The sequence below is a fragment of the Amycolatopsis keratiniphila genome, from assembly GCF_000400635.2.
GTDB classification, from domain to species: Bacteria; Actinomycetota; Actinomycetes; order Mycobacteriales; family Pseudonocardiaceae; genus Amycolatopsis; species Amycolatopsis keratiniphila.
In genome coordinates, this window is record NC_021252.1 from 8900753 (window position 1) to 8917146 (window position 16394).

The following is a 16394-nucleotide window of genomic DNA, read 5'->3' on the forward strand; positions in this document are numbered from 1 at the left end:
CGAGCCGTGTTCATGGGTCCAGTTTAACGCCCAGGTCAAAGGCGTTCCGAGGGGACCGCCAGAGCGATGAACTGGGTCACCTGGGTCGCGGAGAAGTTGTTGTCGCTGACCAGGACCAGGCTGCGCTCCCCGTTCGGGAGGCGCGGGCCCCAGGTCATGCCCTCGACGTTGTCCACCGTGGACAGCTTGAAGTCCGCGAGGTCGGCGAGAAGGCGCTTCTTGACCGGCTTGACCTTCTTCGCGTCGGCGAGGGAGGGCGTGTTCAGGATGTTGGTGGCGCCCTTGGTGTCGATTTCGTAGATGCGGATCTTGTTGCCGACACCGGTGACGAACGACCGCTCCATCACCAGGTAGCGCGTCGGATCGGCCTGGTCGACGGCCAGCAGCGCCGAGACGCCGGTGGTCGCGAACGCGCCGGGCGGGTTCGGCGCCGCGAAGACCTTCTCCTGCGGGTACGCGTACTGCGCGAGGACCGGTCCGAACCGCGACTGGACGGTGATGCGCGAAAGGGCGCCCGACGTGGTGTTCGCCTCCGGGCCGTCCTGGAGCAGCGGGCCCTCGACCGAGCTGGCGACCAGCGATCCGAAGCCCGCGAAGGTGAGGCCTTCGAGGGCGAGGTTCTGCCGCGGCCCGGCCGTCTCAGCCATCTTTTCGTTGGCAGGAATCGGCAGGTCACGGACGTAGGAACCGTCGCGCTCCGCCTCGCGGATCGACGGGTCGATCCGGGCCGCGGCCGACCGCTCGCCCTCCTGCGACCAGACGTACCGGCCGGTCCAGGGGTCGACGCGCAACTCTTCGGGGTCGATGGTCTGCATGTTCGGCGGCAGCGCGGGGTCGTTCTTCGCGAGCGGCGGATACGGCGTGCCGTCGGGACGCAGGAGCGGCTTGGTGCCGGTGAAGGTCACCGGGCCGAGGCCCTTGGCGTCGACGGAGAACTTCGCCGTGTAGAAGCGCGCCGGGTTGAGGGCGGAGCGGTCGTCGCAGATCAGCGCGTACTCGCCGGTGCGGGGGTCGTAGTCGATGCTGGACAGGCCGCCGACGACGGTGCCCTCGTAGGGCAGGGCGTTCGGGACGATCTGTTCCCCGATCAGGCGAAGCGGACGGTGACCCGCTTCGGCGGCCGGTGCGGCCATCAGGGTGAGGGGGATGGCCCCGATCAGGGCTGCGGAGAGAGCTCGGCGTGACATGGCCTGTAGCACAGTCGATCAGGGTATCCGGCAGGTTGCCGGAACGTCACGCTTATCCTCGTGGAGTGTTCGTCATAGCGCTGGTCCCGATCGTGCTGGGTGTCCTCGTCGGCTGGGGTGGGTTCCTCGGCCTGCGCGAGAAGCTGCCGCGTGACCGCGGCGCCGGCGTGCGCACCGCCGCCACGATGCGCAGCGAAGACGCCTTCCGGCTCGGCAACAAGGTCGCCGGGGTCCCGACGCTGGCGGGCGGCGTGATCGCCGTGCTCGCGGGGATCGCCGCGCTGGTCATGCCGACGACCTTCGGGCTCCTGCTGGCCTCGTTCGTGGGCGTGGTCGGGCTGGTCGCGCTGGTCGCGGCCGGGGGAGTGCTCGGCAACCGCGCCGCCGCGACGGTGCCGGAGCCCGAACCGGAGCGGCCCGCCGGCTGCAGTGGCTGCGCCTGCGGCACCTGCGGTGTCTTCAAGAAGGCCGACACCGCCACCGCCTAATTGCGCTGGAGGTCTCCCGGATGGGTGGCCAGCAGCGCCAGCGGGATGCCCTGACGCCGCAGCACCTGGCCCCACAGGTCGTGGTGTGGCGAGGCGAGGACGTCACTCGGCAGCGCCGGGACGATCACCCAGTCGTCGCGTTCGATCTCGTTCGCCAGCTGGCCGGAATCCCAGCCCGCGTATCCGGCGAACACCCGCACGCCGCGGACCTTCGGCACCAGGATCTCGGGATCGGTGTCGAGGTCGACCAGCGCGACCGGGCCGCGGACGGCGATCACGCCGGGCACGCTCGACGCCGTCTCGCCGGTCCGCAGTGCGGCCAGGCACAACGCCGTCTTCTTCTCGACCGGACCGCCGACGAACACCGACTGCGGCTCGGCGACGTGCCCGCCCCAGTTCGGGAGCACGTCGTACACCGGCACGTCACTCGGCCGGTTGAGCACGACGCCGAGCGTTCCCTCGTCCCGGTGATCGATGACGAACACGACGGTTCGCCGGAAGTTGGGATCGAACATCGTGGGGGCGGCGACCAGGAGCGTTCCCGGTTCGACCTCGGCGTCCGCTGGCACGCCCGCCATGATCCCACTTCGAGCGGGGACAAATCGTCCGGCTCTGGGAACAACAGCATCACGAGCACCGTTGGACACAACGGTCGGTGCGCTTTCCGTGTCCCCCGGGCTCACTGAAGAACCGCCTTTGTGGAATACCGTCCGGCTGGAGCCACACTGCGCATAGCCGCCGAGAGGCGACCTCAAAGCGCATCGGCCACCTTCAATAGGCTGGTGCCGTGACGACCACCGCCACGGCGCCCACCAGGGCGTTCGTCCGCGACCGTGACTTCCTCCGACTGCTGTTCACGCGGTTTTCCGCGCACTGGGGCAACGGCATGTACCAGGCCGGGCTGACCGGTGCCGTCCTCTTCAACCCCGAACGCGCCGCCGACGCGCTCGCCATGGCGGGCGGGTTCGCGGCACTGCTGCTGCCGTATTCGATCGTCGGACCGTTCGCGGGTGCGCTGCTCGACCGCTGGGACCGCCGGAAGGTCTTGATCTTCGCGAGCCTGCTGCGGTCGGCCACCATCCTCGCGACGGCCGTCGCCGTGGGCACGGGCGTGGCCGGGATCGGGCTCTTTTCCCTCGCCTTGGCATCCGAAGGCATCTCGCGGTTCATCGGCTCGGGCCTGTCCGCGTCGCTTCCGCACGTCGTGGAAGAGAAGTCCGTGGTGGCCGCGAACGCCTTCGCGGCCACCTGGGGTTCGGTGCTCGCCGTCGTCGGCGGAGGCTGCGCGATCGGCCTCCGGGCGCTGACCGGCGCGGACGACGCCGGTTCCGCGTGGGTCACCGCCGTCGCCGCGCTGGGCGGGATCGGCGCCGCCGTCCTCGCCGCCGGATTCGCGCGCGGACTGCTCGGGCCGTCGACGGTCGACGAGCCGTCGAACCCGGCCCTCGCCGTCGCCCGTGGCCTGGCCGATGGCGCGAAGGCGGCCTGGCGCACGCCCAGCGTCACGGCCGGGTTCGTCGCGCTGTTCGCCCATCGCGCGTCGTACGGCATCTCGCTGCTGGTGACCGTGCTGTTGATGCGCAACCACTTCGCCGCCGGGATGACGAGGCTGGGCCAGATGGCGGGGTTCGCCGGTGCCGGGATCCTCGTCGCCGGACTGCTGACCGCCTGGCTGATCAAGTTGTTCGGCAGGGTCCGTGTCGTCGTGGGGGCGCTGGTGCTGGCGGCGGTCGCGCAGTCCGCGCTCGGCCTGCCGATGACGATCCCCACCGCGTTGCTCGCGGCGTTCCTGGTGACCGGCGCCGGGCAGGTGCTGAAACTGTCCGTCGATTCGTCGGTGCAGCTCGACGTCGCCGACGAAGCGAGAGGGCGGGTCTTCGCGCTCTACGACACGCTTTTCAACATCACCCAGGTCGTCGCGGTCTCGCTGGCCGCGACGGTGATCCCGGCCGACGGCCGCTCGCCGGGATTGCTCGTCACGGCGACCGTCCTCTACCTGGCTGGAGCGGCCGGCCATCTGCTCGCCGTGCGAAAACGCCAGATCCGGTGATATGACGCGGGCGTTGGCATTAGGGTGACGCTTACCGACACCGGGTGGCGTATGCCCGGGATCCAGCACCAGCGGGGGCTCAAGTGACGACGGCCGGCGACGACAGCGCACGCCTCGAAGCTCGCAATGCCGCCATGAAGGACCAGGTCGACACGCTGCTCGAACAGTTCGAGCGCCAGACGGCCCAGCTCCGGGACGCGCAGGAAGCCGCTTCGCAGACTTCGGCGACGGTGGTCTCGCAGGACGGCCTCGTCCGCGCCACCATCGACGCGACCGGCACCCTGGCCAAACTCGAGATCCAGCCGAACGCCTTCGAGCGCACCAACCCCGCGCAGCTGGCCAACACCGTGCTGACCCTGGTCCGCCAGGGATCACTGCAGGTCAAGCAGCAGGTCGCCGAGCTGATGGCCCCGATCACCGAAGGGCTGCCGGACCTCTCGGACCTCATCGAAGGCGCGCCTTCGCTGCAAGGGCTGATGCCGGCGATCCCGGACTTCCTCGCGGCCGAAGAGGAAGAGGCACCGGCGAAGTCCGACGAAGACTTCGACGCCCCGCTGATGATCAAGGACGACGCACCGCCGCCTCCGCCGCCTGCCCCGCCCGCGCCGCCGACACCGAAACCGGTTCCGAAACGGGTGCGTCAGCAGGACGACGATGAGGAAGAGCCGCCCTCGAGCTGGCTGACCAGGGGAGTCTGATGCCGAACGGTGGGGGTGGCGCCGGGTTCACCGCGGACCCGGACGCGGTGAAGTCGGCCGCGGCCAAATTGGGGATCGCCGCGGACCAGCTGGACGAGGCGGGCAAGGAACTGCTGGCCGCGATGAATTCGCTCGGCGCGTGCTGGGGCAACGACGACGCGGGCAAGGAGTTCGCGAAGGACTACGAGCCGGGCGCGCAGGGCTCGTCCGAGGGATTCGCGAACGTCGTCGAGGCGCTGCGGGGGATGCAGCACAACGTCGAACGGTCGATGACCGCGTTCACGAACGCCGAGGAAGAGATCAAGTCGACGCTGGACAAGAAGGTCTAGCGCCGTGGGTATGGAGATGCCCGACGCGGTCAAGTGGCTCTTGCCGATCGTCGTCGGGGAAAGCTGGCCCGAAGGCGACGAGGACAAGCTCCGCGAGCTGCGCGACGCCTGGCACAACGCCTCGAGGGCGATCCAGCCGATCGCCGACACCGCGACCAAGGGCGCCACCGAGGTCCTCGGCGGCTGGAGCGGTCAGGGCGCGGAAAAGTTCGCCGAGGCCTGGAAGAAGTTCGTCGAGGGCGACGAGGCGTACTTCAAGTCGCTCGCCGATTCTTCGAAGGCGCTGGGCGACTCGTGCAACGCGACCGCGCTGGACGTCGAGTACACGAAGTACATGATCATCATCTCGCTGGTGATCCTGGCCGCGCAGATCGTCGCGATGATCGCGGCCGCGGCGGTGACGTTCGGTGGTTCGACGGCCGGGATCGCGCCCGCGCAGATCGCCACCCGTATGACCGTCCAGATGATCTTCCGCCAGCTGATGCAGAAGCTCGCGCAGGAAGGCTTCAAGAAGGTCGCGAAGGAACTCCTGGAGAAGCTTCTCAAGGAGGGCCTGAAGAAGATCGGCAAGGAAGTCCTGCAGAACACGGCGATGAACCTCGCCATGGACGCGGGGATCCAGGGCCTGCAGATGGCCAAGGGCGACCGCGACAGCTGGGATTTCAGCAAGACCAAGGATTCCGCGATCAGCGGCGCCGTCGACGGTGTGGTGGGCGCGGGCAGCAGCAGTATCGGCAAGGGCGCCACCAAGGGACTTTCCGACAGCGTCGGCGGCCAGATCGTCGACAGCGCGGCGCGGGGTGCCGTGCGCGGCGCGGCCGAAGGTGTCGCCAGCACGGTCGGGCAGGCCGCCGTCACCGGTGACCTCGACAAGCTTTCGGCCAAGGACGTGCTGATGGGCGCGTCCGGCGGGGCGGTCGGCGGCGGTGTCGACGGGGCGAAGAGCCAGATCGGCGACATCAAGGCCGCGAACACGCCCGGCGACTCGGGTCCTTCCACGCCGGATGTGGATACCGGGGATGCGGGGACGGGTTCGCGGACTCCGGGTTCTTCGGACTCGCGCTCCTCCTCGGACTCGGGTTCTTCTTCGGACTCGCGCTCCTCTTCGGACTCCGGCTCTTCGTCAGACTCTGGCTCTTCTTCGGACTCCGGCTCTTCGTCGAACTCGGGTTCTTCGTCAGACTCGCGCTCCTCCTCGGACTCGGGCACTTCGCCGGAACCGCGTTCTTCTTCGGATTCCGGTTCCTCTTCGCGATCGGACTCTTCGCCGGATCCCGCGCCACGGACCACTTCGGACGGTCAGGCGGCTTCGAGCCGCGGTTCGGACGGCTCCGCCGACCCGCAGCCGCGTTCCGAAAGCGGCCCGCAGCGGACGGCGGACAGCGACCGGGTCAGCCAGTCGTCGATGCAGGCTCCGGAACGCCCGGCCGACGCCCCGGCGAACACCGGGGACGGTCAGCGTGCGGCGCAGACCCATCAGAACGCTCCGGCGGCCGCCGCCGACAACGGATCCGGTCAGCAGCAAGCCGCGGCGGGTAATCAGCAGCAGGCACCCGCCGCCCAGTCCCAGGCGCCGGGACAGGCGCCGGCTTCGGGGCCCGCGCCGAGTCCTTCGCAATCCAGCGCGATGCCGCCTGCGGCTTCCTCGGGCGCGCCGTCGAGTTCCGGCGGCTACGGCATGGCGTCGAACCCGGGTTCCGGCTCCTCCGCTCCCTCGGGTGGCTACGGCATGGCACCCGGTGGCAACCCGCCGGGCAATGGGCCCACGCCAGGTGGTTTCCCGCCCGGCGGACACGATCCGTCCCGGCCTCCCCGGCAGAACGACGGCGTCCAGGCCGCCGGTTTCGCGAGCAACGGCGGACCGCAGCAGCCGCGGTTCGACCAGCCGCCCGCGCCGATGCCTTTCCAGGGCCAGCAGCCGATGCAGCCGCCGCCTCCGGGTGGCTTCGCGCCGCCTCCGCCGCCTCCGCCCGGTGGTGGCCCCATGCCACCGCGAGGACCGCAGGGACAGCCGGGTCCGATGGGCCCCCGTCCGCCGCAGCAGCATCCCGGTCAGGGCGGATATCCGCAGGACCGCGGGCCGCGCCAGCGTCCTCAGCAACCGCCGCAGCCTCCTGGTCCGCCGCGGCCGCCTCAGGGTTACCAGGGCAGGCCCGGACCTGGTCCGGGCCCGAACGGCGGGGTTCCGCCGCGCCCGCAGACGCCTCCGCCCGGTCCGCCTCCGGGCAACCGCGGCCCGGCGGGCCATCCGCCGCCTCCGCCGCGGCCCCAGCATCCGGGCAACGGTCCGTTCCCCGGCAACCGCGGCCCCGTGCCGCCGCCACCCGGTCACCAGTCCGGGCATCACCCCGGCCGTCCGGGGCATCCGGGACAGCAGCCCGGCAGGCCGATGCCGCCCGGTGCCGAGCCGCCGCGTTTCGGTGGTCCGCAGCGTCCGCCGCAGGTGCCGGCACCGCGTCCTGGCCATGACCCGAACGCGGGGCCCCAGCAGCCGCAACGTCCGCCGCAGCAGCAGCCGCCGGTGCGGCCGGTGGAGCACGCGCCGCGGCAGGTGCCTCAGGACCACGGCGCGAACGCGCCCAAGGACACCGAGCTCCCGAAGGACACCCAGGCTCCGAAGGACACCGAGCTCCCCAAGGACACGGAAGTCCCCAAGGACACCGAGACGCCGAAGGACGTCGAGAGTCCCAAGGACGTCGAGGCACCGAAGGACACCGACGCGCCCCAGGACGTCACGCCGACCATCGACGAGCCGTACCTGACCGACCCGGACTTCCACACGGACGATCCCGCCGCCTACCGCGCGCTCGCCGAGACGCAGATCGACAAGCGCGGTTTCGACAAGGACACCGGGGAAGCGCGGAGCGAACAGGTCCGCCGCGAAGGTCTCGCCAAACGCGACGCCCACGAAGACCCGCGTGTCAAGGAAATGTCGGATCAGGGCGCGTACGCGGTGCACAGCTACACGCGCACCGACATGGCCGAGCGGATCACGCACGCCCAGCGTCACGGCGGCGCGGAGCTGGACGCACTCCGGCCGCATATCGAGGCGATCACCTCCGGCCTCAACGAGATGCCCGCCTACGAGGGCCTCGTCTCGCGGCGGGTGAACTTCAACGGCAACGAGAGCGCGATCCGGGCCTTCCTCGACGCGCACGCCAAGGGCCAGGTCATCGTCGACCCGCAGATGCTGAGCACGTCGCGGGTCACGCCCGACCATCCGCGCAGCACTTTCCCCGGCGAAGTCGAGATGCGCATCCAGTCGAAGACCGGACGCCACATCGAAGACCTCGCGTCCAAAAAGGACGAACGCGAAGTGCTGATGAAGTCGGCGACGCAGTTGCGCGTCACCGACGTCAAGCCGGGCCCAGGACATCCCGAACACCCGGACTACAAGGAGCGGCTGGACGACGGCTCGCCGAACAACCTGCCGAAGTGGATCGTCGAATGCGAGGAGGTCGTCGCCGGTGACGACGGCCACCTGAGCCCGGACGAGGTCCACCAGAAGGTCGCCGAGCGGCGCGAATACAACAACGCCGTGCAGGAGCGGCTGGCGCAGGAAGCCGCCGACCAGGAAGCCCAGCTGCGCCGCGATCACCCGGAGCTCTTCAAGGGCCAGGGTCTCGCCGGGCTCGAAACCAAGCTGGCCGACGGCAAGGGTGGCTGGGTCGACGCCACCGACGCCCCGGTCCGGGAGGCCCCGAAGCCGCCGAGGGAGCACGCTCCCGACGGTGGCTGGTCCGAGCTGGCGAAGCCGCTCGAAGAGGGTGGGACGCCGGTCATCCACGCCGGTTCGACCGAGACGCCGCATCAGCAGGTCCGGCTGGTCATGGACGAGCTTCCCGCGATCGGCGAGGCCAACACCCGCAACTACTACGCGCCCGAATCGTGGAAGGACGGCTACCAGACGAACTCGGCCGAGGCACTGGTCGCGTTCGAGAACCGGATGAACGGTGGCGACGCCGTCGCCGGACCGTCGACGGCCGGTTCGCCGCTGCAGCACGTCAGCGACCGGCTCGGCGGGCAGTGGTCGGATCGGAACGGTTTCGCCGACATCGCCCGTGAGCTGGGCGAACGTCCGGTCGGCGCGCGGACCGCGGTGGCGTTCGAGCATCACGCCCCCGCCGATCCGAACGCGCCCGAGGGCTCGCCGCGGTCGAAGGACCGGATCGAGACGCGCATCGTCGCCGCGGTGAACACGCCGCACGGCGTGGTCTTCGCCGACCCGATGACCGGGCGGCTCGCGACGCTGCCCGACGATCCGACGTCGATCAAGGCGATGCCGTTGGGCGGCGGCGACGCTCCCCACGTGCATGCGCCGGAAGCACCGGAAACGAGGCACACCGAAGCCGAAACCCCGGCCCAGGAGCAGGCGCCCAAGACCGAACTCGACATCGCCGAGCGGCTCAAGGGCCCGGAAGAAACGCCGAAGCGACTCGACGAGAGCTATCTCGGCGACGAGAACTTCCGTGGCACGCCTGAGGATCACAAGAGCCTCCGTGACCGCTACGACAGCGCCGAACTCGCCGAGCAGGCCCGCGAAAAGGCGTTGAAGCGTCTCGAAGCCAGCCCGCTGAAGGACCGCGTCTCGCCCGAAGCCGCCGAAGCGATCTATTCGTACTCGCGCGAACACGCGTACGCGATCAACGAGGCGAACCGTCGCGGCGAGTCGCACCCCGACTTCGAAAACGCCCAGCGCAGCACCCGGGCGATCGTCGGCGCGCTCAACGAGCTGCCGGACTTCCACGGCGAGGCCATCCGCGGCATCGACACCAAGGGCGACATGCAGGCCGCCGCGATCATGGCGGCGCATTACGAGCCGGGGCAGACCGTCCCCGAGCCGACGATGACCAGCTCCACGATCAAGACGTCGCCGGACACGAAGTCGAAGTTCGGCCAGGACGTCGAGATCCACATCGTCTCGAAGACGGGCAAGGACGTCTCGTCGCTCGCCGAGAACCCCGGCGAGAACGAGGCCATCAACAAGCCGGCCACGCAGCTTTACGTGCACAGCAAGGAGTTCAAGACTCCGCCGCTGGTCGACCGGCCGAAGTGGGTCATCCACGCCGAAGAGGTCACTCCCGGCGACCCGCGCTACCTCGACCCCGAGACCGCCAAGCAGAAGATGGACGAGCGGCGGGCCCGGCACGCCGCGGAGGCGCCGGAACTCGCCCGTCTCGCCCAGGCGCAGTCGATGGCGCGCCTCGGCGGCTTCGACGAGCCGCAGACTCCGCACGTCACCACGGAGAACCCGGCGCAGCACACGGTCGCGGACGCCGACAAGGGACCCGAGTACGGCGAACAGCCCGCTCAGGACCATTCCGCCACCGACGACACGGCCGAGCTGCCGGTCCCGGAGCGGGACTACTCGTCGATGGCGGTCGCGACCAACCCGCCGAGCGAACCGGCGATCCACGCCGGTTCGGCGAGCCCCGAGCAGCAGGCCGCGTACATCGCCGACCGGCACCCGCGGCTCGGCGAGGTGAACCCGCATTTCAACGACCCCGACGCGCTCGCGAACGGCTACCGCTCCAACTGCACCCGCACGCCGGGCGCGTACATGGACCGGCTGAACGGCATCGACTCGACCGCCGACCCGCTGCTCGTGCACGAGATGGACAGCCGCGGCACGCTGGAGCACGTCGAAGAGCGGTTCGGCGGGCAGTTCTCCGACCGCGCCGACTACGACACCGTGATCCGCGAGATGCGCGGCATGCCGACCGATCACCACGCGGTCGTCGCGGTGAAGTACCTCGACGAGAACGGCGTCGAGCGCGGCCACGTCGCGATGGTGGCGAACACACGTGACGGCGTCGCGTTCATCGACCCGCAGTCGGGTGCGCTGATGAACCTGCCGCATCCGCCGCTGGGCGTGAAGCTGATGCACGTCGGTGTCCCGGAGGGCCCGGCCGCGCAGCACACCGACGGCCACACCACGCGGACCGAGACCTCGTCGACGCGGCCCGTCGACCCGCGGATCGCGTTCGCGCGGCCGGATCAGCCGGCGGTGGACCCGCGGATCGCGTTCGCCAGGGACGACGCGCCCGACGTGCAGCCGTCGCGGATCGGGCCGGACGGCCGCCCGATCGTGACGCCGCCGCGCGACGCGGGCTACGGCATGGCGTCCCAGTCGTTGCCGGAACCCCCCGCGCACGTCGATCCCCAGACACGCGCCGATGCCGGCCGGTTGCTCGCCACCCCGGAGTTCGAGGCGGCGCTCGCCGGACTCGACGACACCAGGGATCGGGTCCGGATCACGACCGACGATGGTGTCCAGCACGACCTCGGGCCGCTGAGCGACTTCATCCGCGACCACCTGCCTGGTCAGCCGAAGCTCGTCGACCTGATGCTGGATCCGGACAACCGGTACCTCGTCGACTCCCTGCTGCACAATCCGAAGACCATCGGCAGCCTGCTCCAGCATCCGGACGCGATCCCGATGCTGCACGACGCCGTCGCGGAGGCGGCCGAGAACGACAACCGGCTGATCGACCGCGTCGAACAGGCGGGGCCGGGCGAGACGCCACTGACCCCGGAGCAGCGGGAGATCGCCGACGCGGCGGCCGCCGTGGCCGCCAATGCGCCGCCGGAGCACCGGGTCCACGCCGGGTTCCCCGATGAGCACGTCGGGAACATCGCCAAGATCAAGGAATTCCTCGCCAGGGAAGAGGCCGCCTGGGCCGACAACCAGGGTCACCTCAACCGGATCGTCGCCGAGCTCGCCGGGGAGAACGACACCCCCGGCGCCCGGACCGAACCCAAGACGGAAAGCCGGGCGCTGGCGAAGATCGCCAAGTACGGCGGCGACGCCTCCCGGCTGGTCGACCTGGTCGGCGCGAAGATCCAGTTCAACACCGTCGCGGACGCCTACCAGGCGCTGGACAAGATCATGAAGCGGGACGACCTCAAGATCGTCAAGTTCGAGGACCGGTTCGCGAACCCGCAGGCGAGTGGTTACCGCGACCTGCAGATGAACGTCCGGCTCCCGAACGGGCACGTCGCCGAACTGCGGCTGCATCTGAAGAGCATCGACGACGTCGCCGTCTTCGAGCACGCCCTCTACGAGGTCCGCCGGGACTTCCCGACGTACAACCGGGCGATGGACGAGAACATCCCCGACTCGGCGGGCGAGGACGCGAGGAGCCAGGGCAGGCTGACCGAGTTGCAGGCGCAGCTGGAAGCCGCGCTGATCAACCAGGTGCGGGTGAAGTTCATGGACGGGCTGAAGCAGGGGCTGCCGAAGCCCCCCGAGGAGAACGCGTGATCGAGACACCGGCCTACTTCACCTACTACGCGCAGACCTACCGGGTCGACGCGACGCCGGACGGCGGCCTCACCGGGTATCTCCTCAATCTGCGTACCGGCGAATTCGAGGAAGACCCGAGCCACGTCCGTGAAGTCCTTCGCGCGATGGCGAGCTCGGACATCAGCAAGGTGCCCGAGCAGAAGTTCGTGCAGGAGACCGAGTACGCCCGTTCGCGCTACCTCAAGGGCGAGGGTGCGGTCTTCGCGCTCTACGACACCATCGACGGCCTTTACGACCAGGCCCGGCGAGAAGAACGCGACATGCAGCCACAGGAAGTGGCGTTGATCCAGTCGCTGCGCAAGCGCACCTTCAAGATGTGGGAGGACGAGCTGGCCCGCCGCGCCGCCGGTGAACCGCCGTCCTTCCGGGCGGAGCCGCGGTTCCCCGAATACGCACCACCGGAGGAAGGGGACTCGGAATGAGCCCGCTCAGCCGGCCGAACCGGGCGCGATGATTCACGTGGAACAACTCACTCCGGAACAACAGCGCGGGCTGCTGGTCCAGATCGGCAGGCTCATCCTGGCGGGGATCACCGACCCCGCCCATGCCGCGGTCGCCGATTTCCGGCAGGCCGGGGAGCACACCGAACTCGAGGGCCACAACCTCGCGCCCGCGCCCGAGCTGAAGGAGCTCTTCGGCAGGCTCCGCACCGGGATGTACGCCACCGGCCGGGGGACCTGGCTCCAGTCGCGGTTCACGCTGAAACCGGACGGCACCTTCGACTTCGACTTCACCCTCGACGACGAGCCGTCGTGGACCGAGACACCGCCGTCTTCGGCGTACCCGGACGAGCTGGCCGCGTTCCCGCGCGAGGACGAGCACGTCCCGGACTGGTGGCGGCTGCGCGCGCAGCTGCCGTTGCGCGTCGAGTTCCGGCACGCCCGGATCGTCGACTCGTACACCGAGGGCGAGCCGCCGGTGGTGGACAGACCGGAGCTCGACGAGTCCGAGGCGCCGCTGGTCGCGCAGTACCTCGAACGTGAACCGGCGATCCTGTCCGGCAGCGGCCTCGGCAAGGACATCTTCGATCCGGAGGCCGACGGCGACGTCCCGGAGAGCTACCACACCGACGGCACCTGGATCTGGCACGCGTCCGTGCCGCACTACCTGCGGAAGTACGGGATCCCGCCGGAGCCGGAGCTGGTCGAGCACATCCGCGGCCAGCGGTTCCAGCCGCCGTACGTCGAGCATCTGGTGCGGCGGACCGCGGAAGCGGATCTGCTCGGCAAGCCGAGGCCGAGACCGGGCCGGTCGGACGTCAAGAAGACCGAGGGCGACATCGCCGCGGAGCTGGAGACGTCGCCGAATCCGGAACTGACCGACGAAGAACTCCTTGTCGTGCTGGTCAGCAGGCTCGGCGAACACGCCGTCTGGCCGGAGGCGTACCGCATCGGCGACCGCGCGGACGGCGCCTGGTGCCTCAACTTCACCGAGAAGGGCTGGGAGGTCGCGGCCTACTCGGGCGGCGCCGCGGTCTCACCGAAGTATTTCGACAAGCTCGAAGACGCGTCGCATCAGCTACTCGGCGCGGTTCTGCTGCATCCGGCGCGGATGACCGCCGGACACGAGACGCCACTGGAGACGGCGAAGGAACTCGCCGACTGGCCGGTGCAGGCGGCGCCGGGTGAGCCTCCCCTCACCTTGCTCCGCAACAAGCGCGTCAGCCGGATGGTCGCCGGTACGGTCGTACTGCGGTTCGGCGAGGAAACCGGCAATCTGGTTCACCACGGAGGGGTACGGTTCGCCACGACGTCCCTGCCGCTGGAACGGGAGCGTGTCGGTGGGACCTACCGGCTGCGACGCCCGCTCCACGTGATCATCGGTGTCACCGTCCCTTGGGCGAACATGCCCGGTGGGGCGGTGGCCTACGTGCTCCCGAGGACCATCGCCGAGCACGTGTCCGACGGCAGCCTGGAGAGGATCGAGTAGGTGGAATCGGCGGAAGCGGTAGCCAAGGTCGAAGAGTGGCTGCGCGCGGTCCACGGTCCGGACGTGTCCGAACCGGGCGGCGCCGGCCTGCGCGTGAACCACGAGAAGGTCCTGCGCATCCCTGAGGGCTGGTCTGTCCCCTACAACACGATCGCCTTCCTCGACGAGGGTCATGCCGAGAAGGAGATCTTCCCGCCGCCGTCGGTGATCGTGCGCGAGCCCGACGGCGAGCTGCGCCAGGCGCATCCGCAGCCCGGCGGGCTCAGCGTCCCGGTCGCGTTCCCCGGCCAGGAGGCCTGGCGCGAGGTCGTCGACCCCGAGTACGCGAAGTCCGGTCTCGGTGACCTCGGTGTCCCTCCGGCGGTGGTCGCGGGCTGGGTCAAGGTCAACGCGGAAGGCGTGCAGACCGGGGAGGAACGGGAGAACCCCGAGTACAAGGCCGGCCCGGTCCGCCGCGGCTATCCGAAGCCGGAGAACAAGCTCGAAACGCTGCTGTCGTTCGCCAGTGTCGGCTGGCTGACCAGGGAACAGCTGCTCATCGGCCTGCTGCGCTGCGAGGTCTACGTCCCGCTCGACCTGGCGTCGGGCAAGACGGAGCGGTTCTACTTCAACGAGGAACGCGCCGAGCTGCGCGTGTTCAGCTCCACCAGGAACCTCCCGTCCCGCGAACACGGGTACTGGAAGGTCGACATCGCCACCCTCGCCGGGTACGAGAGCCCGCCGAACCTCGTGATCAACGGCGGTCCCGCGACGTTCGAGGACGTCAGCGGCGCCGAGCTCGCCGAGACCGCGCAGCGGTTCCCCCGCCGGGGCCCGGGGGTCGATGTCAACGAACGCTGCCCGGAAGCGGAACCGGAGCTGGAGACCCTCGCGGCCGAAACCGCCGCGAAGTTGGGTTTGTCCGAGCCGGTGAAGCCGCCACTGGCCGCGGCCGAGCGGGCGCGCCGCCGCGGGTTCGAGCTAAGTGCCGAGGAGTGCCAGAAGACCGTCCTCGGCCAGTCTTGGCTGGCCCGGCTCAAGCAGCCGGAACCACCCCGCGCCCGGCCGAACGATCTGCGGGCGAACGGGCTGGCGCCGGGCTACGACAACGAAGGCCAGATCAAGCCGCGTCTGGACACCTTCGGCAAGTACTTCGACCGAGACCGCTCCAGCTCGCGCTACGGCTGGCAGCGCGTCACGGGCGCGTACGTGGGCTTCGCGCTCGGTGAGGCGCTCGGGGCGGCTGTCGACCGCATGCGGCTCGACGAAATCCACAGCACCTACGGCCCCGAGGGCGTCTCCGACCTGACGGTCGCCTTCGACCTGCCCGGTCGCGTCGGGCCGCTGACCCAGCGGCTGCTGTTCTACACCGAGGCCGTGATCCGCAGCCCGCATCGCGAGCAGCCGGAGAACCGCGACGCCGAGAAGGCGCTCGGCACGGTCGCCCGCAACTCGCTGATGCGCTGGCTGCACACGCAGGGCGCGCCGCTGGACAACGCCGACGGCTGGCTCGTGAAGGTGCCGGAACTCCGCGTCCGCCGCACCCCCGACGACGCCGAGCTGAACGCCTACCACGCGCTGGCGACCGTCTCGCCGACGGCGATGCCGATGAGCGGGCCGGACGCGCTGGTCGCGGCGCTGCCGGCGGCGATGACCGCGGCCGGGCCGGGGAGCGCGATGAGCGGCGGCGTCCGGCAGGCGGTGCGCGACCTCGTCGCGGTCACGCACCCCGGTGAGGTCGACGTCGAAGCGGCGACCTACCTGACCTGGTTGTTCGAACCCGCGCTGACCTCGGAGGCGTTCAGCTACCCGATCTGGAACACCTCCCGCGAGATCTTCAGCGATCAGAACCCGCACCAGCGCGGCCCGGTCTGGGCGGATCTCAAGGCGATGGTCGCGGAATCGGTGCCGTTCTTCGGCAAGCACGGCCTGCCCGACCTGCGGGTCCCGGAGCTGATCGGCGACGGCAAGAGCACGCTTTCGGTGCTGGGCCGCGCGTTCGCTGCGCTGTCCGGCTTCGAGAACTACCCGGAGCAGGCGCTGCTGCGGGCGGTCAACCACTCGGGCCGCAGCGCGATCACCGGCGCCATCGCCGGTGCGCTGCTCGGCGCCCGCACCGGTATCCCCGGGCTGCCGCAGAAGTGGGTCGAGCAACTGGAACTGCGTTACCTGCTGGAGAACATCGCCACGGACGCGTTCTGGCACTTCGACCGCCATTCGGCGCTGCACGAGGTCGACGGCTGGTCCCAGCGGTATCCCCGCTGGTGAATTGCGGAGCTGAGATGGAAGCCGAAAATGACCGAGGGCGTGAACCCGCCCGGCCGAAGGCCCCGCTATCGCGGTGGCAGGACGCCCTTTCCGTGACGGTGACGTGGACGACCAGGCAGCGTCCTGCCGACGTCGATCGCGGTCGCGGGTTCACCGACAG

Annotated in this window: 10 protein-coding genes; 8 read left to right on the forward strand and 2 right to left on the reverse strand. The window is 70.0% G+C overall.

The features are described from left to right. Nucleotides 1-35 precede the first annotated feature (35 nt). Nucleotides 36-1187 carry an esterase-like activity of phytase family protein gene (locus AORI_RS81445; protein WP_043848475.1) on the reverse strand — a complete coding sequence of 384 codons (1152 nt, stop codon included), beginning with the start codon at nucleotides 1185-1187 and terminating at the stop codon, nucleotides 36-38. 65 nt (nucleotides 1188-1252) lie between these two features. Between AORI_RS81445 and AORI_RS81450 the strand changes: the two genes are divergently transcribed. Further along, nucleotides 1253-1675 (forward strand): SdpI family protein, encoded by a 423-nt coding sequence (locus AORI_RS81450; protein ID WP_016338326.1) that lies wholly within the window; start codon nucleotides 1253-1255, stop codon nucleotides 1673-1675. Here AORI_RS81450 and AORI_RS81455 read toward each other — a convergent pair. Beyond that, nucleotides 1672-2253, reverse strand: coding sequence for a YqgE/AlgH family protein (locus AORI_RS81455; RefSeq protein WP_016338327.1), 582 nt, complete (start codon nucleotides 2251-2253; stop codon nucleotides 1672-1674). The two genes, AORI_RS81450 and AORI_RS81455, sit on opposite strands and share 4 nt — an antisense overlap. 209 nt (nucleotides 2254-2462) lie before the next feature. Between AORI_RS81455 and AORI_RS81460 the strand changes: the two genes are divergently transcribed. The 7 genes from AORI_RS81460 to AORI_RS81495 all read left to right on the forward strand — a co-directional run bounded on the left by AORI_RS81460 (nucleotide 2463) and on the right by AORI_RS81495 (nucleotide 16234). After that, a complete protein-coding gene (locus AORI_RS81460; RefSeq protein WP_016338328.1) occupies nucleotides 2463-3725 on the forward strand; it encodes an MFS transporter in 1263 nt (420 codons plus the stop codon). A 134-nt stretch (nucleotides 3726-3859) separates the two neighbouring features. Then, a complete protein-coding gene (locus AORI_RS81465; RefSeq protein WP_016338329.1) occupies nucleotides 3860-4423 on the forward strand; it encodes a YbaB/EbfC family nucleoid-associated protein in 564 nt (187 codons plus the stop codon). Further along, nucleotides 4423-4752, forward strand: a complete 330-nt coding sequence (locus AORI_RS81470) for a WXG100 family type VII secretion target (RefSeq protein WP_016338330.1) — start codon at nucleotides 4423-4425, stop codon at nucleotides 4750-4752. Before AORI_RS81465 ends, AORI_RS81470 begins: the two co-directional genes overlap by 1 nt. Before the next feature lie 10 nt (nucleotides 4753-4762). Further along, entirely contained in the window at nucleotides 4763-12016 is a 7254-nt protein-coding gene (locus AORI_RS82585; RefSeq protein ID WP_016338331.1) for a WXG100-like domain-containing protein, read from the forward strand. After that, nucleotides 12013-12480, forward strand: coding sequence for a hypothetical protein (locus tag AORI_RS81485; protein ID WP_016338332.1), 468 nt, complete (start codon nucleotides 12013-12015; stop codon nucleotides 12478-12480). The genes AORI_RS82585 and AORI_RS81485 overlap by 4 nt, the downstream gene beginning before the upstream one ends. Nucleotides 12481-12517: 37 nt before the next feature. Beyond that, nucleotides 12518-13987: a TNT domain-containing protein gene (locus tag AORI_RS81490; protein ID WP_016338333.1), complete on the forward strand. Its 1470-nt coding sequence runs from the start codon at nucleotides 12518-12520 to the stop codon at nucleotides 13985-13987. After that, the gene (locus tag AORI_RS81495) at nucleotides 13988-16234 is read left to right on the forward strand and encodes an ADP-ribosylglycohydrolase family protein (protein WP_016338334.1); all 2247 of its coding nucleotides are present in this window, start codon (nucleotides 13988-13990) and stop codon (nucleotides 16232-16234) included. Nucleotides 16235-16394: the final 160 nt, after the last annotated feature.